Here is a 21,101-nt window from a genome sequence, read left to right as displayed (position 1 = left end):
ATCATGAAAAAATTATTTTTACCAATTTTTATTAGTTTCTTCCTAACCGGATGTGGACAAACAGGCCCTCTATATCTTCCTGAAGATCAACAAAAAGATAGCGATCAAACAACTAAAATAACATCTGGATCTACATTAGCTACTAAGCAAAGTACCTCAAAAGTAGATGATGATCCGACTTCACCATCTAGAAATACAAACACACCTACAAGCGAGCTTGTAGATAGTGGCGATAATTTTAATTACGACGCTAATATTCAAGACTCATCAGAAGCTGGTGGAACCCCGTAATCAATAGGTTAAGTCACCTATTAGTAAGTTTTAATATAAAATTTCAGTTTACTTTTAAATTCAAACGTAATAAAATCTTGAAGATATATGTAAAAATAATAAAAAAATTTTGCCCAAGGAGAGTTTCTAAATGTCTAAAGTTTGTATTATTACAGGTAAAAAACCCATTACAGGGAATAACGTATCACACGCACAAAACAAAACTAAAAGAAGGTTTTTACCAAACCTTCACACGCATAGATTTTGGGTAGAAAGCGAAAACAGATATATAAAATTAAGGGTTAGCTCTAAAGGTATGAGAATAATCGATAAAAAAGGTATTGATGTTGTTCTTAATGACTTAAGAACTCAAGGTCATAAAATCTAAATTCTAGAAAAGGAATTCAAACAATGAGAGAAAAAATAAGATTAGTTTCTTCTGAAAAAACAGGTCATTTTTATACTACTACTAAAAATAAAAAGAATATGCCAAACAAAATGGAAATCAAGAAGTTTGACCCAGTTGCTCGTAAACACGTAATTTATAAAGAAGCAAAGATCAAATAAGCCCATAACTAAAATTAAGGCCTTATAACCATGAAGCAAGCTTTTCATTTCAAAGGTGGCAACTATACTATAAGTGCTATCAATATCAACGTAACAGAGTTTACTCAAATTGAGAGCTTACTTAGTTCAAAGGTTGCCCAATCGAAATCTTTTTTCAAGAACACCCCCTTTGTAATCGACGTCTCTGAAATCGATCAAGATGATAAATGCAGTGTGGTTTTTTTGGAAAAGGTAATATCTTGTTTTAGGTCTAATGGTATGATCCCCGTGGGCTTTGTCGTTAACAATCAAGAGCTAAAGAGTAAACTAGCGAAAGCCGGACATAACATTTTAAAAAACGGCAAGATCAAAGAAAATTCTTCTGAAGAGACTCCTCGCACAACAACTAAGATAATCACTTCTCCTGTGCGTACTGGGCAATCTATCACTGCTCGTGATGCTGATGTAATAGTGACAGCTAATGTGAACAATGGTGCTGAAATTATTGCCGATGGCAGTGTCATTGTATATGGAAGGATCGGAGGAAGAGTTCTTGCTGGTAGTTCGGGCAATAAAGAAGCAAGAATCATTTGTAAAGACCTAAAAGCAGAACTTGTTTCAATAGCTGGTAAGTATGTGACTCTTAACAATGAGAGCATTCCTGTTAATGAAAAAAGTACTGATGGATATATCATTTATCTGAAAGATGATAAAATCCATATAGAAGGTTTTTAGAAATTAAATTTATAAGAGGTTATAGCCAAAATGGGTGAAAAAAAACAAGGTAAAGTATTTGTAGTTACCTCTGGTAAGGGTGGAGTTGGTAAAACAACTTCAAGTGCTGCCATTGCATATGCTTTTGCTAAAAGAGGGCTAAAAACTGTAGTTATAGACTTCGATGTTGGACTTAGAAATCTTGATCTAATAATGGGTTGTGAAAGAAGAGTAGTATATGATCTAATAAACATAGTAAAAGAAGAAGCCACAATTAATCAAGCTATTATTAAAGACAAACGCATCGAAAACTTATATATAATACCAGCTTCACAAACTAGGGATAAAGACGCCCTAACAGAAGGTGGTGTTGACAGAATTGTAGAAGAACTAAAAAATTCTTTTGATATCGTTTTATGTGACTCTCCTGCTGGCATTGAAAAAGGTTCTTTGATGGCTATGAGATGTGCTGATGCAGCAATCATAGTTACTAACCCTGAAGTATCTTCAGTAAGGGACTCTGACAGAATCCTCGGCATGCTTTCAAGTAAAACTTTGAAAGCTCAAAGGGAAGGCGAATTCAAAGAAATATACTTATTACTTAATAGATACGACGCTACTAGAGCAAAAGCTGGAGCGATGCTAAAAGCTGAGGATGTAAGCGAACTATTATATACTCCTATTACTGGCATAATTCCAGAATCAAAGGACATATTAGAAGCTTCAAACAGCGGGCACCCTATCACCCATTTTGCAGACTCTGTAGCTGCTAAAGCGTATTTTGATGCGGTAGATAGAATGCTAGGTAAAGATGTTCCTATGAGATATACTGAGCATAAAGTCGGTTTCTTTAAAAAATTAATAGGTAAGTCATAATTATGTTTGAAAAGCTTTTCGGACCAAAGAAAAAACAAAATAGTGCTTCTTTAGCAAAAGAAAGATTACAGATTATAGTAGCACATCAAAGAAATGAACTGCAACCTAGAACTTCAAGGATTAGTAGTCATTTGCTTGCTGAACTAAAAGACGAAATAATCGAAGTAGTTAAAAAATATATTGCTCTTTCAGAAGAGAATATTAGGGATATAGATTTGAAGGTAGAAGATAACAGCAAAAACTCAACAATCGAAGTTAATATACCTTTCAACTAGATAGATACCTACTAATAAATGAGCAATATTAGCTTTAATCAAGTTTCTTTTTATAGAGGAGCTTCTTGTATATACGATAATGTTACCTTTACCATTCCATCTAAAAAAATTACTACTATCCTTGGTCCATCTGGTGCTGGCAAGACCACCATCCTGCAACTAATCGCAGGACTTATCAAGCCTGATTATGGAAATATTTGTATAGATAATATTCATGTAAATAAGAAGACCACCGAAAAACAACTTGCGATACTCCGCAAAAGGATGGGTTTTTTGTTTCAATCAGGTGCCCTTTTTACTCACCTTAGCGTTTATAACAATATAGCCTTTCCATTAAGAAAAAATACTGACCTAGATGAAAAACTAATAAAGGATATTGTGTTATTAAAATTACAAGCTGTTGGGCTTGCTCATACCGTAGAGATGATGCCTAGCGAGCTTTCTGGTGGCATGGCTCGTAGAATTGCATTAGCTCGCTCTATTGCTTTAGATCCTAGTATTATGCTGTATGATGAGCCATTTACAGGACAAGACCCAGCTTCTTTTAACAAACTACTTGAATTAATATCTACACTTAATAAAACTCTAAAAATGACTTCTATAATTGTTTCTCACGATATACAAGAATCTCTCAGCATTTCAGATCACATAGTTATAGTAGCAAATAAAAAAATTTTAGCTAGCGACTCACCTGAAAATATAAAAAATAGTAAAAATGAAGACATAAAAGCCTTTTTAGCTGGCAAACCTCTTAAAAGCGGTGAACAAAACCAACAACACTCAGATAAAGACTTTTTTATTAAAGAAATTTTAAGGGCTTAGTATGTATATTTTTGGTAAAGTTTATAACTTAATGATTTCTTTTATATACAGCAGCCTAATATCTCTACGTTTAATTATAAGCGTTCTAAGTAGCAAATTTAGTGTTCGAGATTGTATAGATCAAACAAACACTGTTGGTGTTAATTCGCTAGTTATTATAGTAACTTCAGGTGTTTTTATAGGATTAGTTTTAAGCTTACAAGGCTACTATACCTTAGCCAAATTTGGAGCTCATTCTCTATTAGGTACCATGGTAGCTTTAAGTGTATTGCGAGAGCTTGGACCTGTTGTCACAGCTATGTTATTTGCAGGTAGAGCCTGTAGTGCAATAACTTCAGAAATAGGGCTAATGAAAGCTACTGACCAAATTAATAGCTTAAAGATGATGAATGTAAGCCCTATTAGCTTTATTCTTTCAACTAGGTTTTGGGCATGTATGATAAGTGTTCCTATACTAACTTTGATTTTTTGTTCGGTATCGATTATAGCATCGTATATACTAGCAGATGCTAGCCTAGGAATAGGCTACGGAGAATTTTGGAGCAATATACAAACCTCTGTAAGCCTTTCAGATATATCAAATGGATTAATCAAAAGTCTAGTTTTTGCTTTTGTAGTAGCTTGGATAGCATTATACCAAGGATACTATTGTACACCCAACTCAAATGGTATAGCTACGGCGACAACTAAAACAGTAGTATACTGCTGTATGAGTGTTTTAGGAGCTGACCTTATTTTAACATCAATCATGTTTGGAGAAGTCTAATGAGGAGTAAATATTTTGAAACCTCTGTTGGTATTTTTATTATTTTAGGAGTTTTATGCTTAGTTTTCTTGATTTTTAAAGTAAGTGGTAGCTCATTTAAAGCTTTTAATACTAATCACTATTCTATTCAAGCACAATTTAAAAATGTAGGTTCATTACGAGTAAATGCCGCTGTTAAAATAGCAGGCGTAGAGATCGGCCAAGTAACTAACATATCTCTTGAGAAAACATACAATGGTTTTATGGCTTTGGTCACTATATCTATGAATGATGGTAAAAAAATACCTGCAAACTACTCTGCTGCTATAGCTATGAGTGGTATTCTTGGAGATAACTATATTGCTCTTAGTCCGCCACAAGAGGATATTATGGCAATAGCTGGCCTAGCTGATAACTCAGCAACTGAAGATCAATACCTACATCAAGGTAGTATAATACCATTAGAAAATACTGAATCCGCTATTGATTTAGGATCATTAATTAATACTTTCGTTGCTAACAAAGATAATGAAAATAGTAAATAACATGGACATTAGATTGTATTCTCAAAATTTACTAAATATTTGAAAAAGAGTCAAAAGCAGTTTAAGAGACTACAGTTATAAGCTCAAATTAAACAGATGTTAATAATATAAAAGAGCAAAGGTACACTTTATAACTTTAATATATACTGCATTTGGGTATTTGATATAGGCTAGTTATGAACTTACTTATAAATATAAGAAATTATTTTTCAAAAAGGCCTTGACTAAAGTAAAAAAGAGCTTATAATATCCCACATGTCGCTAGCGATAGCAACTTAAGTCTTATGTCCCGTTCGTCTAGAGGCCTAGGACACCGCCCTTTCACGGCGGCAACAGGGGTTCGAATCCCCTACGGGATGCCAAGTTTAAATTTTGTTTATTAACTCATAAAAACTATTTTACATTAGCTTTTTTATAAAGCTAACAATTTAACGATTTCTTATATATTTTTGTAAAGATATTTACTTTTTTTGTCTAATTGCTATCATTAGGTTTTGTTATTTAGTGAAATTAGGAAACTTAAATGAAAATAGTGACTGCTGAATATATATGGATTGATGGAGCAAATCCTGTTGCTGGACTTCGTTCAAAGTCTAGAATATTACCACATAAAGAAAATATCAAAATAACAGATTTCCCGGAGTGGAGCTTTGATGGATCTTCTACAAACCAAGCTACTGGTGATAATTCAGATTGTATACTTAGACCTGTCAATTTTGTTATAGATCCGTTAAGAGATAGTGGTTATTTAGTTTTGTGTGAAGTTTATAACCCTGACAATCAAACACCTCATAAAACTAACCACAGAGCAAAATTAAAAGAAGTCTTAGAAAGTCTAAAAGCGCATGACATATGGGCAGGTTTTGAACAAGAGTATACTATGTTTGTTGATGGTAGACCACTTCAATGGCCAGTAGTAGGTTTTCCGGGGCCTCAAGGGCCATATTATTGTGGAGCAGGAGCTGATAGAGTGTTTGGTCGGGAACTAGTAGAAAGACACTTAAAAGAATGTATAAAAGCAGGTATTTTGATATATGGTATTAATGCTGAAGTTATGCCTAGCCAATGGGAGTTTCAGATAGGTTATAGAGGTATGGATGGTGAAGATGCAGGGATATTAAACGTTGCTGATCATACCCATATTGCTAGATGGCTACTAATAAGATTAGGTGAAGAGTATGGCATCACAATTTCTTTTGATAATAAACCTATCAAAGGTGATTGGAATGGTGCTGGTATGCATACTAATTTCTCTACTAAAGCAACTAGAGATCCAAACCTGGGCAAACAAGAAATCCAAAGAATAGTTAAAAACTTAGAAAAAAACCATAAAAAAGACATCTTAAATTATGGTTTTAACTTGCATGAAAGATTAACTGGCTTACATGAAACTTGTGATATAAATACTTTTAAAGTTGGTGATGCTGATAGAGGTAGTTCAATTAGGATTCCAAAACCAGTTGCTTTAAAAGGGTATGGTTACTTTGAAGATAGAAGACCAGGCGCAAATGCAGATCCATATATAGTAGCTTTAGCTTTAGCTGCTGCTACTGAAGCGTGATTTCTTTTGACTCTAAAAATATTAGCTTCACAATAAATAAAATTTGATAGGTTTCTCAAATTTTATTCTTCTTTTTTGTAAAATATAGTTAATCAGTTATAATATTATTACAGTTAAGAACAGTGAAGCAATATAGCTAGCCTGTTTATTTTATGCGGTCTTAGTTTAATAAACGGTGTTTAGTTATCCTATGGTTTGACCACTTATATGAACTTGCTTCAGTATCATAGAATGACAAATCTATCCCGGCTTAGCTACTAGCTGATAATTAACATTAATCTAATATCTACCAAAGTTTTTAGGATAAAGGAACAAAAGTGAAAATTAAAACTAAAATGAACGCAGGTTACTCTGCAGGTCAAGATCACTATAAAAATATTTTCCATGTTATCTGTAATGATAATGAATGTGTTACAAAATCAGGAATTCTAGGAATTTTAGACGATTTCGGTATAGCTAGGGATGATGTGCGTATAAAAACGTTAATTGAAAAACTAGGTAAATTTTCACGTACAGAAAATATTGACTTTGAAACTTTTAAAGATGTAACTTCGGACAGTATAAACCTTATAGAAAAGGCGATTAGTAAAAGTTTTGTGATCCCAGATTTCATAGCTTTCAAAACAGAAATTCAGAATATTTTCGAAGAGACTAAGAAAAATACCTCTGGAAAGGTCGCAAACTATATTCCACAATTAGCCCGTGTTGATCCTGAGTTATTTGCAGTAGCTTTTTGTAGTGTAGATGGTCAGATGATTACCTTAGGCGATTATAACCACCCGTATTGTGTCCAGTCTACAGCAAAAGCTATAACCTACTGTATCGCTACAGAGTTAAATGGAGAAGATAAAGTTCATGAGCATGTTGGTAGAGAACCCAGTGGAGTTACGTTTAATGCTATAGCTTTGAATAAATATAATCTTCCACATAATCCCATGATTAACTCTGGAGCTATCATGACTTGTTCATTAATTAAACCGGAATGGAATATAGCAGATAGGTTTGAGTATATTACTAAAGTTTGGAAAGATTTGTCTGGTGGAGAGCCCGTAAGTTTTGATAATGCAACCTACCACTCAGAAAAAGAAACGGCAGATAGAAACTATGCCTTAGCTCACTATATGAAAGAGGTGGGAGCTTTCCCTCCTAAAACTGATATACATACATCATTAGACTTTTATTTTCAGACATGTTCGATTGAAGTTAATGCCAAGAAAATGGCAAAAATCATGTCTACTATAGCTAATGGTGGTATATGCCCATTTACCAACAAAAAGATTTTTTCACCCACAACTATTAGAAACTGTTTATCAATGATGTACTCTTGCGGGATGTATGATTTTTCAGGAGAATACGCCTTTTCTGTCGGACTACCAGCTAAATCTGGAGTATCAGGAGCTTTGGTTATAGCTATTCCAAATGTTGGCGGATTTGCAATATTTTCGCCTAGATTAGATTCTAACCATAACTCAGTTAGAGGTGTAGAGTTTAGTAGAAGATTGATAAATAAATTTAGTTTTCATAATTATGATCATATTGATAGGAATGACAAAATAAACCCCATAGAAAATCGTATGTTAGCAGAATCAAGTTTAGTTTTTGAGTTGATTTGGGCTGCAAGTACAGGAGATCTTTCTGAGGTTAAAAGAGCCGTTGCCTTGGGGGTGGATATTAATAAAGGTGATTATGATAAAAGGACAGCGCTACATTTAGCAGCAGCTGAAGGCCATGAAAATATTGTAAAATATTTAGTCAGTAAAGGTGCTGATATCACAACAACAGACAGGTGGGGTAAAACGCCTCTAGATGACGCAAGGATAAATAATAATGAAGGTATTATAAATTTGCTAACTAGTAGTTAGCTAACTAGACTAAAAACTATTTCATTAAGTTTAAGATTGATATTTCCTTTTTTTGCTCCTTTTATACATAAATCTGTATCTAAGCATTTTTGTAAACAGGATAATACAGTCTCAGAACTAACTCTATTGGCTAAACTTGTATAATATTTTTGCTTAGACGACCAAATATTATTATCCTTAAAAATCTTTTGATGATAAACATTCTGTGTTGATTTTAACTGAGAGATGACTCGCAGCTCTCTTTTTAAAGTCCAAAGTATAAGAGGAGGTTTATCACTCTCAGTAAGAATACTATTTAATATTGTTAAAGCTTTTGACTTTTGTTGACTTAAAATAGTGTCTGATAAATCAAAGACATCAAAACTAGTATGCTCATGTAAAAAAGGTCTTAAGGTTTTATCATCAAAATTTTGAGTGTTTTGGCGTGAAAGGAGCTTTATTATTTGCTTAGCAGCTATTAGATTTCCTTCAGTTTTTTGAGCTAGTAACTGAGCTGCTTCGGTCGTTAAAGTCAAACTTGACTGCTGTAACTCATGATTTATTATAGTTATAGCATTAGTTATATCCGGCTGATGTATGTGTATATGAAGAGCATTTTGGACTAAACTTTGAAACCATTTACTTGATAAATTTTGTTTCTTAAGCCCATTAAAAGCCAATAAATAGACATTATCACTAGGCTTTAAAATACTTTCAATAAGAGCTTGCTGCAAAGGTTTTTGAGGAACTTTTTCAAAACTGAACTGTATAAACTTATCTACGCTAAATAGACTAAGGCTATCAGCTTCTTGATAGAGAGTATCATAGTTTTGCTCACTTAAATCATGCCTAACTATTTCAAAATTCCTGTTTTTGAACTCATTTGTAATTTTTTCAATAACATTATAACGCTGTAAAGGCTCATCTCCTGTAATTATAAAAAGTTTGTATTTTGCCAAGTCTGTCATTTTTATAAAGTCAAAATAGCTTAATTCCATAAATTACAAATATTTAAATATGTTTATTTCACTAGTTAGTCTATTATATTAATAAAGTGTTACCAATACAAAGATGTTATGAAAGCAAAACTATTAATTATTTTAGTATTTTTTTCTTTATTAGTGGGATGTGTGACAAAGCCTGCAGATATTCAACCAGTAGATAATTTTCAAGCAAATAAATATTTAGGTAAATGGTATGAGATAGCTCGTTTTGACAATAGCTTTGAAAAAGGAATGACTCATGTATATGCCGAATATAGCTTAAATCCTGATGGTACAATAAAAATTATAAATAGTGGTGTAGATCCTGAAAGCGGTAAAAGAAGTTATGCAAAAGGGGTGGCTAAGTTTGTTGAGGGAGAAAACATTGCATACTTAAAAGTATCTTTCTTTAGACCTTTTTATGGGGCTTATGTAGTGTTTAATCTTGATAAGGATTATAAGTATGCTTATGTTGCAGGAGCAAATAAAGATTATCTATGGTTATTATCTCGTACCCCGACAGTTTCTGAGAATATCAAAAAAGACTTTATTACCAAATCGAAAGCCTTAGGTTTTGATACAGACAAGCTTATTTGGGTTAAACAATAAGCTTCATATTTACTAATTATTTAAAAAAATCCTTTTTACTTATAATTTATAGTATACATACAGTTGTTTATACAATTTTTATCAAATAGAATAAAATCTATTTAAAAATCTAATCTGAGTGAGATTTGAATCATGCAAGATATTTCTAAGATCAATAAATTTGATCTTGGGTGGCTAGTAGTTAGTTTCGGTATGGCAATAGGTGCTGGTATAGTGCTAGTCCCTGTGAGTATCGGGGTAGTTGGTTTTGTGGTTTTTGCTATTTCTATATTAATAGCTTATCCAGGGATTTATTTATTCCAAAAGCTATATATATGTACTTTATTTGCCTCAGATAAACCTAAAATCTATAAAGATGTTGTGGGAGAGCTTTTAGGAAAAAACTGGTCTATTTTTCTAGGTATTCTGTATTTTTTAATGATGTTAATATGGACAGTAATATATGCACAAGTTGTTGCTAAGTCTTTGGCAGCATATTTGTATTTATTTAATATCACTAATAATCCTCATCTTGAGCAGAACATTTTATATAGTGCCATTTTGATGGTAGTTTTAATTTTTGCTGGAATGAAAAGTCAAAGAATTCTAATAAGAGTATCAACTATCTTTGTAGTAGTTTTAACTGTAGCAATTATTGTAGTTTCTTTATCTTTAATCCCTCTATGGACAACAGTAAATATTACGACACTACCTAATAATAGCTATGAGCTAGTCACTAAAACTATTATTATGCTACCATTTTCTCTAACATCTATTCTTTTTATTCAATCACTAAGCCCAATGGTGTTAGGTTATCGATTACGTTATCCTAACTTTGATAATAATTTAGTGCTTAAAAAATGTTTACGCACTATGAAATTAGCTTTTGTTTTTCTAGCTATATTTATAGGGTTTTATGTATTATCATTTTCTTTTGTTATACCTAAACAATTTGCTTTAGAGGCATCAGCTAAAAACCAGTCAGCATTTTTACTATTAGAACAACATGGTATGTCCAATATAGTTTTATATGTTTGTGGCATAGTAATTAGTATATGTGCTATTTTGACTTCTTTTTTAAGTATTTTAGCTGGTATGGCAGAATCTTTAAAAGGGATGTTGAGAATAAGTTTTAACCAACCAAGAGTAACCGAAAAAATAAGCCCTAAAGTTATAGATGTAATCGTTATTTTAATAATCTTTCTTTTAACTTGGTTATCTATAGTGTTTGACGCTCCAGTTTATACACTTGTACCGTTGTCTGGCCCAATATTTGGTATTTTAGGTTGCTTAGCGCCAGCGTATATAGTTTTCAAAGTTCCAGCTCTTAAAATATATAGAACAAAGAGTATTTATTTTGTTATTTTTGTTGGGATTATCTTAGTGATATCACCGTTATTAACTTCAGCTTTTTCTTAGTGTTTATCAATATATTTACTTGTAATATGGGACTGTTAAAAGCTGAAATTAAAATTAGTGTTGTATAATTTTAGTTTTCAACGGTTCCAATATGGTTAGTTTAAAGAACCTCTAGCAATATCTTATAAAATATATTAAATTAATTATTTACAAATATTTAATTTTTTATGTTTTTTTGTTAATAATTTATAGTTGTATTTTTTTATTTATGGTTTAATATTATGTTTTAACTTAGCATAAAATAATGGTTATTTAAATTATGGGTAAAAAAAGTAAACTGCTTAAAAATGCTGTCAACGACTTTATTGATGAATGTATAGTGGACTTATCTAGCAGTAATCTAACTGAAGACGATGTTAGAACCTTAGTTGATGAAATTCTAGAAAACCCAGTATATACAGGAAAAATAAATAAAGGTATTAAATTTATAAAATCTTATCTTAATCTTAACGATAATAACGAAATTGGCGATCAATCAGTAAAGCATTTATCTAAACTAAAACCCCTTAAAAACCTGTACCTTTCAAACTGTGGTGTTACTGATAAAGGTGTAGAGTATATAGCTAACAATTTAGCAAAGTTGGAAGTATTAAACCTTTCTAAAAATAATATTAGTAAAAATGGTATAGGAGCTATTGCCAATAAACTACACAAGTTAAAATCTTTAGACATTTCAGAGAATACATTTGGGTGGCCAGGAGTCAAAGCTCTTTCTGAATTTAAAGAATTAAATTTAAAAACTTTGAACATTTCTAATGACAAGTTACTTAAAGAGGACCTCCCGGGTCTAATAGATATATCTTATGGGGACGTGTTTCTTGAGCTCATCAAATGTCTACCTAAATCATTAGATTCCTTAAGTATAGCAGGTTATCAGCAATTAGATGATAGGATCGCAGGTGCTATAACAAATATGCATAATAAACAAGCAAAATCTACAACTCAACATCTACAAGGCTTAAGCAGTCTAAATCTTTCCGGCTGTAGTATTAGTGATCAAGGAGTAAAGATTCTAATTGCAAACCTATGGATATTAAGCTCATTAAACCTTTCAAATTGTAAGAACATTACTGACCTAAGTTTAGCCCATATTGCAGAAGGGGCAAACAATAAGTACGGTGACACTTCAAACCCCACACAATTAAATCTTTCCAACTGTAATCAAATTACTTCAAAGGGAATAGAATATCTTAACAAATGTAAAGTTCCTTTAACGCACCTAAACCTTTCAGGTTTTAAACAAATTCATATTCGTGACCTTTTAAGACTAACATCGTTACAATCATTAGACCTTTCAGATAGCGATATCCTTTCGAATACCCCGAATGTACTTATTCATGATTTAACATATTTAAAATTCCTAAATATTTCAAACTGTAAAAATATTACTCCTGAAGAGTTAAAAAAACTTCAAATGAGCGCTAAAAAAAGAGGGATAAAAATAAAATGTTCAGAATTACCTTATCAAAATTATCCAACCTCTAGGTTTAATATAAATTACTGCAGTTCATCAGATTCTGAATAGAAATGCAATAAGAGTTGGTTAAAAAGGAAAGTTTATTATCAGAAGGCTTTAAAGAAAATATAAACTCATGCTTTTAGGTAGCCCATAAATACAAGACCCTTATTGCTCATTAGCAGCTACAGTCTTCATTGATAGCGCGTGTAGCTCCCCAGATAATATATATTCGTTAATTTTTGAATACACTAATTGCTGTCTTTTTACCTTGCTTTTAATATCGTTAAATTCTTCGGCAACTATAGTTGCTGTAAAATGTACATTATCATCGCTTTGAACATCAGCTGTACAATTTTTTAGAGATTCTTCTAGAATTTCTTTTAGTTGCTCTTTTGTCATTTCTTTCTCCGTTTTCTAAACTCAAATATAACTGGAATTTATAGATATCCTCTATAATTTATAATTCTAGCTAGAGTATTGCTCTAAAATACTTTTTATGCCATAAACTTTAGATAGTGAAATAGTATCTTTACTAAGGTTTTTAAGCTGCAATTCTATACCCCTGTTTTTGGCATATTTTATATACTCAATTATAAGTGCTAATCCAGCACTATCAATTTTGTTACAATTTGAAAAATCAATAATCCAGGTACCTTTCAGTTTTTCTAAGTGCTTAACGTATTTTTTAACTACGCTAGGCACATTTACCATAATTAGGTCTGTATAAATAGACCAAATATTATCAGTTATCTTTATCATTCTATGTTCTGAAGTTTATAATTATCATCTAAAAGTTTAGGGTAGTTTTTCTTTTTAATATTGGTAGTAACCCTTTCAGCCGCTTTGGTCATTTCTGGAACCGTTGCATAAGGAGCAAATTGCTCTTGGTATGCTTTTAAGATACTTACTCCAGCAACATCAAAATCATAAATATGCCATTTACCATCTTTTTGAAACATTTTCACAGCAAAATCAGAACTTTGATTATTATCAATATTTATTATTTTGCCGTTTACTACAACTATAGCTTTTTTTTGCCAACTACTATCATCTTTATTGAAGGGGAATAAACTTATTTTATATTTGCCAGCATACGCAACGTTTTTAGCATACATAAATGTCAGCATTTCAGTAGCAGAATGGATAAAATCTTTTTGTTCTTCAGAGGTTGCTTTTTTCCATTTTGCGGTACCAACTACAAGTTGAGCTACAACTTTTGGTGCAACGATAGGAACAATCTCTTTATCTACTAACCCTAAAAGTTTATAAGGGTCTTGTTTATATTCAGCAGAGTTTTTGATTAGCTTATCTTGAGTTTTGACTATTGTATTGTTTAGCATATCTACAGGATTTTCTATAGCAGCCCATGCAACTGATATTGTTATAGCCAATAAAGCTATTAAAATTATAAATTTGCGTAACATAATTTAAGTTTTCTAACCTTTTCACTTAGTTGATAAATTCTAATATAAAAAATTAACTTTTTAAAGATGGTATTATTAAGAGTGTAAAACTACAGATAATTTAACAACAAAATTTACTTTATATTCTAGTTTTGCGAATATTTATACCATGGAATATAAAATCTAATTCTGTCAGTTTAAAGACCTTTATAAAAGTTAACTGGTGGACCAATCAGAATCATTTTAACAACGATCTAATTATCAAAAACTCTTACCTCTTATTAAATATACTATCTATCAAGTTATACTTTAAACCAATATATTTATCCATGCAAAGTAAAACAATTTGAAAAAGGAAAAACCTATGGCTATAAATCATCAAATAAATAATTTAATCGAAATTCTTTCTTTTGCATCCTCTATTTGTAACAGCAATAGAAAAAAGCTTCTTTTACAAAACTTGATTAATATTTGTAGGGTTAATAAAATGGTTGTTAATATGTCAGATATTTCTACCGTTTTAGAATTACTAATAATTATTTCTTCTATTAATCGACATTTTACTTGGTACCGAAATAATGATACCAATATGCTAAATGCTCTTTCCCAAAAAATTAATACCAATAATAGCTTTAAAAACCTTTTAGAAATACCTGAAAACACAAATGTTTCTCCAGAACTGTTAAAAAGTTTATTTTTAAACATATGGGAAACTTTTAAAGACGGCAATAAAAACTTAAACATAGACCAGGTTTACCAAAAACTCCAGCAACATGTAGAGACATTAGCTGAACATATAAATAAGAAACAGCACGATAAGGAAATAGAAGCCGCAGGAATTATAGTAAACGCAATAAAAAAATATCTACAAAAACCATTAGATGAAAGAATAAAAATAGAATTTGATGATTATATAGAACAAGTAGAAATATCTTCTACGGGGGTAGATCCATCTTGGGCCAATCATATAGGAGCAAAAAGGCTTGCTCAGTATCAAAAAACTTCTAGAAAAGAAGCTGAAAAATTAATCAACCTAGTAAGAAAAGGAGGCTTTAATCCGGGCCTACAAAGTTTACAAAAAACAAAACACTATCGCGCTGGTAACTGTGGAGACCAAGCAGTTGCTATGGCTCATATGTTAAACAGGAGAAAAAATAAAGGAGTCGCGCATCCAGTAGGTTTAATAAATGAAGATCATGCATTTGTTTTATATGACACAACTGGAATAAGCCTACAAGAAAATGGAGTTTTCAATTTTAGACCAGGAACAGTTTATGTGATAGACCCATGGAAAGGAGCTGCGTTTTTATTTACAAAAGGGGATATCCAACCAATGAATCTAATTACTCAAACAGGGAAACTTAAAAAAATAAGTTTTAATGCCCCAAAAGGCAACTCTAACATAGATTTTGCATAACAATCTGACTTAACTAAGCCTATGTGCTTCAGTTAAAATGAGCCTTTCCACTTAACTGTGTAAATTCACTTACATGAATCTCTGAATTCTATGCTCAAACTCGATAGCGAAATAAGGCATAGCCTCATTCCAATATTTAACAGGCATAGACCATTTTTTAGTCAAATAATCTATAGCCAAGTACAAAGATTTGAAAACAGAGTCATCTTTAGGAAATAGCTTTTTATTCTTAATGACTTTCCTAAACTGGCTATTAAGCGATTCAATCGCATTAGTAGTGTAAATAACTTTACGAATTTTTGGAGGATATTGCAAGAATACAGTTAAATTATCCCAATTATTTATCCATGACTTTGAAATTAAAGGATATTTAGTATCATATTTATTTGCAAAGTTATCAAGCTCAGATTGAGCTATTGCAATGGTATCAGCATCATATATTTTCTTTAACTCTCTAGCTACCTCTTTCTTGTCTTTATATGGCACATACTTAAGACTATTACGAATTTGATGAACGATACAAAGCTGATGCTTTGTCTCAGGGTATATAGCTTGTATAGCATCAGACATGCCTTTTAAATTATCAGTACATGCTATAAATATATCCTGTAAGCCTCTATTCTTTAATTCAGTAAAAACACTAAGCCAATATTTAGCACCTTCATTTTGACTGATCCAAAGACCTAATACATCCTTATGACCAGTTAACGATATGCCAAGAGCCACATACACAGCTTTATTAATAATATGCTTGTCTTCTCTAACTTTAACGACTATACAGTCAAAAAACACTATTGGATAAACTGACTCTAAAGGTCTATTTTGCCATGCTTTAACATCATCAATAATAGCTTCTGTAACATCACTTATAAAGCTTGTACTTATCTTTGTATCATATAACTCAAATAACTGTTGTTGGATATCTGTAGTACTCATACCTTTAGCATACAAAGATATAATTTTTTGGTCTAAGCCGTTTATCTTGGTGACTCTTTTGGGAACTATTTGAGGTTCAAAGTCACTATCTCTATCTCGTGGAACTGATATTTCCAAATTACCTGTGTCTGTAGCTAATGTCTTGTTACTATAGCCATTCCTAGCATTTGATGAATTAGTCCTTTGGTGTTTTGAATAACCAAGATGACTATTCATTTCTGCATCTAGTGCTTTTTCTAATAATCGTTTTGTTAGTTGCTTTAGCAAACCATCTTTCTCAAACATTTGATTAATATCAACACCTGAATCTATTATTTGATCTGCAATAGCTGTGTAAATATCTTCTGACTTCTTATTCTTAGACATTGTTTCTATCCTTAATATTTCGCTAGAAATAATCTAGCAGGTTAATTAAGAATTTACACATTTATTTGGAAAGTCCCGTTAAAATTATAATTCGTTAAGCATTATACCATCACAGTTACATACATAACTTTAGAGCTTCACTTAACCTTGAGATCACCTTATTTTTACCGAGCAACTTCAAAGTAATACCAATATCAGGAGACTGGCCGGAACCTGTCACAGCAACTCTTACAGGCATACCAACTTTACCCATACCACACTCACACTCTTCTGCTGTTGAGCTTATTATAGAGTGTAATATAGCTTCATCTTGCCAGTCTTGGTCAGATAGTGATTCAAATTTAATTAAGGCAACCTTCAAAATATCACCTGTAGTAGCTTTAAAGTGTTTTTTTACTGCATTTTCGTCATAAATTATATCTTGTATATAAAAATAGTTAGAGTTTTCAGCAAGCTCTTTAAGCGTGTCTACTTTTTCTGCCATAACAGCTAGTAAATCTCTTAAATCAGGGCCGTTAGAAAGATTCAATCCTGCTTTGGTGAAGTGATATTCTACCTCAGCCTGAATATCCTCGAATTTTGATTCTTTGATGTAATGCTTATTTAACCATTTTAACTTCTCAAAATCAAAACGCGACGGTGAAGTACTAATATGTTCAAGATTAAAACTGTCAATCATTTCATCGATTGAAAATATTTCTTGATCGCCATTTGACCAACCTAACCTTACAAGATAGTTAAGCATAGCTTGTGGTAAATAGCCATCATCACGATACTGCATAATATTTACAGCACCATGACGCTTGGAAAGCTTTGTTCCATCTGGACCTAGTATCATCGGCACATGTGCAAACACTGGAACTTGAGCTTGTAAAGCTTGATAAATATTAATCTGCTTAGGAGTATTATTCACATGGTCATCGCCACGTATAACATGTGTAATCCCCATATCCACATCATCAACAACTACACAAAAATTATACGTTGGTGAACCATCAGCTCTTTGAATAATCATATCATCAAGCTCTTGGTTAGCTATTGAAATTTTACCCTTTACAGCATCATTCCAACTTACCACACCTTGTTCTGGGTTTTTAAATCTTACAACAAAGCTTTCACCATGATTAGGAATATAGTTAGCGTTTCTACATTTTCCATCATATCCAGTTTTTAGATTATTTGCTTGCTGATTTTCTCTTAACTTTTCCAATCTCTCTTTAGAACAATTACAATAATAAGCTTTATCTTGATTTATAAGCTCACCTATAACTTGATGGTATCGATCAAAGCGTCTTGTTTGATAATATATCTGATCATCATTTTTTAAACCCAACCAACTCATACCATCTAAAATAGCGTCTACTGCTTCCTGGGTAGATCTTTCTAAATCTGTATCCTCAATCCTTAATAAAAATTTCCCGTTGTTTTTTTTAGCATATAGCCAACTAAATAGCGCTGTTCTAACACCACCTACATGTAAGAAACCTGTCGGGCTTGGTGCAAATCTTGTGACTGTCATATTTATATCTACTGTAAATAAAAGATTATTGCTAGATTAAACCAGTTCGATAAATGTTTCAAGGTCAAAGACAACCTAGTAAACTATCAAAAACCCTATTTTAGAAATTTTTAATAACGTCACTTTCGAAAAGTGTTTTCAAGATAAGTGACGGACTTCGATATAAAAGTTTAACGTAAATATCTCTAGAGGTCAAAATTTTTGTATTTTTAAGAGTGTTACTTACAGTTCTAGTTTGAGATTTTATTTCTTTAGCGAAAGCTTTTATAAATAAGTTGGGTGATAAAGCTAAAGTATTAGCGTCACGCTGAATTTTGGTTATTACTATTGCAAGATTATCAGGTAATATTTCATTATTAACCCTTTTCCCTGCGTAACCAAAAGATATTTTTCTATTTCTGACTTTATTTCCGTATTTATTTATGACAGCTTGTATTAACTGTTGGTTAATCTTAACATTTTGTTCTTTATCTGAACTACCCCAGACTCTTACATCCCCGCCGCCGTTATGCCTGTTATACGTTATACTTAATATCTTTCCATTTGGTAATAAAAATACTCTTACTGACTTAGGATAGAAACTACTAGCACGGTATTTTAGCTCCACAGGTTTGTTAGGTCTGGATAAATCCCAAATTTGGATGTTAATTTCAAATCTTTCTCTCTTTAAAGTTACTATTCTTTCATCTGGTAATACCCCAACCAAATCACAAGGATAATTATCTATTTCACTATTATCTACTAACACGATAGGATTGTGGTTATTTATAGGCTTGTATACATCCCAAACCAGTATAGTAACTCGGTCTCTTCCTTCTACTCTGTTTATTCTGTCTACTAATTTACCTATTATTTTTCCACTTGATAGTACATGTACTTTGTCAAAGCACAAGCCTAAACCTCGATGTGTACTTAACACAATAGGGTTTTTTGAACTTGTAGGCTCATCTAGATTCAAAATCCCTATACGGCCACCCACTGCTTGGAATACTATTGTTCTATTTGATACTACCTTCAATTCCGAAATAAGTTGGTATTGACATTTAAACACGGTAGGATTTGTTAGGCTTATAGGCTTATCTAAATCCCAAACTCGTATAATATCAGAATAATAGTCTACCGCTCTTCCATCTGGCAATGTCACCATTAGTAAACCAAAGTGGGCTTTTAAATTCCTTTGTTCAATACAATTTATAGGCTTACCCAAACTCCAAATTCGCCTATTAAAATAGTGGCTAAGTGTACCAATATTCACTCTATCACCCAAAGTTTGGCTTACTATTTTACCACTCGGCAATATTTTTAATTCTAGAATATTATCCTGATGACTTAATACAATAGGGTTAGTGCCATAATCTCTGGGGCTACTTAAATCCCAAACCCGTATAGTTTTATCACTCGAGGCGCTTACTATTTTACCATCCGGCAATACATCTAGTATTGAAATTTTATCTTGATGACCACTTAATAAGATAGGGTTGGTATTATCTATAGGCTTCTTTAAATCCCAAACTTGGATATTCCGCGCTAGCACATCATTATCATTTTGTGGTTGCCATGCACTTGCTATTTTTCCATCTGGTAATATTATGGTCATATGTTTATGGGCATTTTTTAACGTCAGAGGGTTGTTATTAGATATAGGCCTATCTAAATCCAAAACTAATTTGTATGGTTCAGACTGTGTGTTGAGTAATATCTTTCCATCTGGTAGTATCTCTAATTTCATAATAAAAATACCTGGGAACGTTTTCAAGATAGGATTTTCAAGACTTTTAGATTTATCTAAATCCCAAACTCGTATAGTATCAGAATGATAATCTACCGCCCTTCCATCTGGCAATATCAAGATATTGCTGTCCATATCTTGTGAATTAGAAGAACCTAGTATATTGCAGTTCTGGTAATTTATTGGTAATAGCGGTAAAGGTGGTAACTTTTGATATGTTGATTTATTTGTTCTTCTAAATTTCTCATAACTTGAACTATCCAAATAGTCACATATCAAGCCTACTAATCCTCTTGATATAAATACTTTCTCTCTGTTACTAACTTTTAAACCTGCTCCTGACTTTTTATCTGAAGAAGGTAACATTAGATATGTTGATTTATTTGTTCTTCTAAATTTCTCATAACTTGGATCATCCAAATATCCTCCTATTAAGCCTAGTAATTTTTTTGTTGTAAATACTTTCTCTTTGCTACTAATCTCTTTGTTACTAACTTTTAAACCTGCTTTTGACGTTTCATAATTATTGAATATAAGCTGACTTTTGCTTAAACGACGAGCGTACAAAGCGTATAGCAACTTAAGCTCATCTCTTATATTATCATGTATTTCTGCCAAATCAGGAGCACTTTTTTCTTTACTATTTACTACATAAGATATTGCATTTAAAAGCTGGGCTAATTTTTTGTAATTTGCCGTAGGCTTAGTCACCTTTTTATGATCATTTTCTAGAGAAAACATAGGTTCTATAGCTTTTTTATTTAGAGGTTGTAAATCATTTTCCAACAGTTTTGCTACAACTACTGATAAGATTTTATACCAATATACATCAAACTCATGGTCAGTCATAAAATTTCCAATTTTATATATCTTAATAATTAATATTATATTATTAACTTAATTTTTTTTCAAATTTTATTGTAATTTATTATAATTTTTTGATAACTTTATTTTTCTGCCAATATATCCGCTAATATTCATTAATGCTACTATATTTTGCTGGTGCCAAAATTACCAAATTTGTCACCATGAATTTGTTTGATTGATTTCAACTACAACTGAAAAATTTAAATTATTTATACCAATT

General features: G+C 31.8%; 22 protein-coding genes and 1 tRNA gene. 16 read left to right on the top strand and 7 right to left on the bottom strand.

Going from position 1 to position 21,101, the window contains the following annotated elements:
- Positions 1–3: 3 nt before the first annotated feature.
- From lptM to glsA, 12 genes are all read left to right on the top strand, one after another.
- Positions 4–291 (top strand): LPS translocon maturation chaperone LptM, encoded by a 288-nt coding sequence (lptM, locus tag E3E15_RS00980; protein WP_051686791.1) that lies wholly within the window; start codon positions 4–6, stop codon positions 289–291.
- A gap of 130 nt (positions 292–421) precedes the next feature.
- Positions 422–658, top strand: coding sequence for a 50S ribosomal protein L28 (gene rpmB / locus E3E15_RS00975; protein WP_035720917.1), 237 nt, complete (start codon positions 422–424; stop codon positions 656–658).
- A gap of 23 nt (positions 659–681) precedes the next feature.
- Entirely contained in the window at positions 682–837 is a 156-nt protein-coding gene (rpmG, locus tag E3E15_RS00970) for a 50S ribosomal protein L33 (protein ID WP_035720914.1), read from the top strand.
- A gap of 30 nt (positions 838–867) precedes the next feature.
- Positions 868–1,551, top strand: a complete 684-nt coding sequence (gene minC / locus E3E15_RS00965; protein ID WP_035720912.1) for a septum site-determining protein MinC — start codon at positions 868–870, stop codon at positions 1,549–1,551.
- Between the two features lie 30 nt (positions 1,552–1,581).
- Entirely contained in the window at positions 1,582–2,406 is an 825-nt protein-coding gene (minD, locus tag E3E15_RS00960) for a septum site-determining protein MinD (protein ID WP_172106257.1), read from the top strand.
- Positions 2,407–2,408: 2 nt separating this feature from the next.
- Positions 2,409–2,681: a cell division topological specificity factor MinE gene (gene minE / locus E3E15_RS00955; RefSeq protein ID WP_035720907.1), complete on the top strand. Its 273-nt coding sequence runs from the start codon at positions 2,409–2,411 to the stop codon at positions 2,679–2,681.
- A gap of 18 nt (positions 2,682–2,699) precedes the next feature.
- Complete coding sequence (locus E3E15_RS00950) at positions 2,700–3,503, top strand: ABC transporter ATP-binding protein (protein WP_172106256.1); 804 nt, start codon at positions 2,700–2,702, stop codon at positions 3,501–3,503.
- Position 3,504: 1 nt separating this feature from the next.
- Complete coding sequence (locus tag E3E15_RS00945) at positions 3,505–4,269, top strand: MlaE family lipid ABC transporter permease subunit (RefSeq protein WP_172106255.1); 765 nt, start codon at positions 3,505–3,507, stop codon at positions 4,267–4,269.
- Positions 4,269–4,793, top strand: a complete 525-nt coding sequence (gene mlaD / locus E3E15_RS00940; protein ID WP_172106254.1) for an outer membrane lipid asymmetry maintenance protein MlaD — start codon at positions 4,269–4,271, stop codon at positions 4,791–4,793. Before E3E15_RS00945 ends, mlaD begins: the two co-directional genes overlap by 1 nt.
- A 286-nt stretch (positions 4,794–5,079) precedes the next feature.
- Positions 5,080–5,155 (top strand) — tRNA-Glu (locus E3E15_RS00935).
- A gap of 161 nt (positions 5,156–5,316) precedes the next feature.
- Entirely contained in the window at positions 5,317–6,354 is a 1,038-nt protein-coding gene (locus E3E15_RS00930; RefSeq protein WP_172106253.1) for a glutamine synthetase beta-grasp domain-containing protein, read from the top strand.
- 335 nt (positions 6,355–6,689) lie between these two features.
- Positions 6,690–8,216: a glutaminase A gene (glsA, locus tag E3E15_RS00925; RefSeq protein ID WP_155960897.1), complete on the top strand. Its 1,527-nt coding sequence runs from the start codon at positions 6,690–6,692 to the stop codon at positions 8,214–8,216.
- Here the strand turns inward: glsA and holA are convergent.
- On the bottom strand, positions 8,213–9,193 hold the full coding sequence (holA, locus tag E3E15_RS00920; protein ID WP_172106252.1) for a DNA polymerase III subunit delta: 981 nt from the start codon (positions 9,191–9,193) through the stop codon (positions 8,213–8,215). The two genes, glsA and holA, sit on opposite strands and share 4 nt — an antisense overlap.
- A 78-nt stretch (positions 9,194–9,271) precedes the next feature.
- Here holA and E3E15_RS00915 point away from each other — a divergent pair, with 78 nt between their 5' ends.
- The 3 genes from E3E15_RS00915 (at position 9,272) to E3E15_RS00905 (ending at position 12,710) form a co-directional block, all read left to right on the top strand.
- A complete protein-coding gene (locus E3E15_RS00915; RefSeq protein ID WP_172106251.1) occupies positions 9,272–9,787 on the top strand; it encodes a lipocalin family protein in 516 nt (171 codons plus the stop codon).
- Positions 9,788–9,919: 132 nt separating this feature from the next.
- On the top strand, positions 9,920–11,185 hold the full coding sequence (locus tag E3E15_RS00910) for an amino acid permease (RefSeq protein ID WP_172106250.1): 1,266 nt from the start codon (positions 9,920–9,922) through the stop codon (positions 11,183–11,185).
- Between the two features lie 259 nt (positions 11,186–11,444).
- On the top strand, positions 11,445–12,710 hold the full coding sequence (locus E3E15_RS00905; protein ID WP_172106249.1) for a hypothetical protein: 1,266 nt from the start codon (positions 11,445–11,447) through the stop codon (positions 12,708–12,710).
- 99 nt (positions 12,711–12,809) lie between these two features.
- Here E3E15_RS00905 and E3E15_RS00900 read toward each other — a convergent pair whose 3' ends face one another.
- The 3 genes from E3E15_RS00900 to E3E15_RS00890 form a co-directional block, all read right to left on the bottom strand.
- Entirely contained in the window at positions 12,810–13,043 is a 234-nt protein-coding gene (locus tag E3E15_RS00900) for a BolA family protein (protein ID WP_035720886.1), read from the bottom strand.
- Positions 13,044–13,109: 66 nt separating this feature from the next.
- Positions 13,110–13,403: an STAS domain-containing protein gene (locus E3E15_RS00895; protein WP_172106248.1), complete on the bottom strand. Its 294-nt coding sequence runs from the start codon at positions 13,401–13,403 to the stop codon at positions 13,110–13,112.
- The gene (locus tag E3E15_RS00890) at positions 13,400–14,068 is read right to left on the bottom strand and encodes an MlaC/ttg2D family ABC transporter substrate-binding protein (protein ID WP_172106247.1); all 669 of its coding nucleotides are present in this window, start codon (positions 14,066–14,068) and stop codon (positions 13,400–13,402) included. The genes E3E15_RS00895 and E3E15_RS00890 overlap by 4 nt, the downstream gene beginning before the upstream one ends.
- A 343-nt stretch (positions 14,069–14,411) precedes the next feature.
- Between E3E15_RS00890 and E3E15_RS00885 the strand changes: the two genes are divergently transcribed.
- Entirely contained in the window at positions 14,412–15,464 is a 1,053-nt protein-coding gene (locus E3E15_RS00885; protein WP_172106246.1) for a hypothetical protein, read from the top strand.
- Between the two features lie 69 nt (positions 15,465–15,533).
- Here the strand turns inward: E3E15_RS00885 and E3E15_RS00880 are convergent, their stop codons facing one another.
- From E3E15_RS00880 to E3E15_RS00870, 3 genes are all read right to left on the bottom strand, one after another.
- Positions 15,534–16,766, bottom strand: coding sequence for an IS256 family transposase (locus E3E15_RS00880; protein WP_172106156.1), 1,233 nt, complete (start codon positions 16,764–16,766; stop codon positions 15,534–15,536).
- Between the two features lie 115 nt (positions 16,767–16,881).
- On the bottom strand, positions 16,882–18,285 hold the full coding sequence (gltX, locus tag E3E15_RS00875; protein WP_172106245.1) for a glutamate--tRNA ligase: 1,404 nt from the start codon (positions 18,283–18,285) through the stop codon (positions 16,882–16,884).
- Positions 18,286–18,385: 100 nt separating this feature from the next.
- Positions 18,386–20,863: a WD40 repeat domain-containing protein gene (locus E3E15_RS00870; RefSeq protein ID WP_172106244.1), complete on the bottom strand. Its 2,478-nt coding sequence runs from the start codon at positions 20,861–20,863 to the stop codon at positions 18,386–18,388.
- Positions 20,864–21,101: the final 238 nt, after the last annotated feature.

Origin of the sequence: Allofrancisella frigidaquae (assembly GCF_012222825.1) — a bacterium.
GTDB lineage: Bacteria > Pseudomonadota > Gammaproteobacteria > Francisellales > Francisellaceae > Francisella > Francisella frigidaquae.
This window is presented reverse-complemented; position numbering and strand designations above follow the sequence as displayed.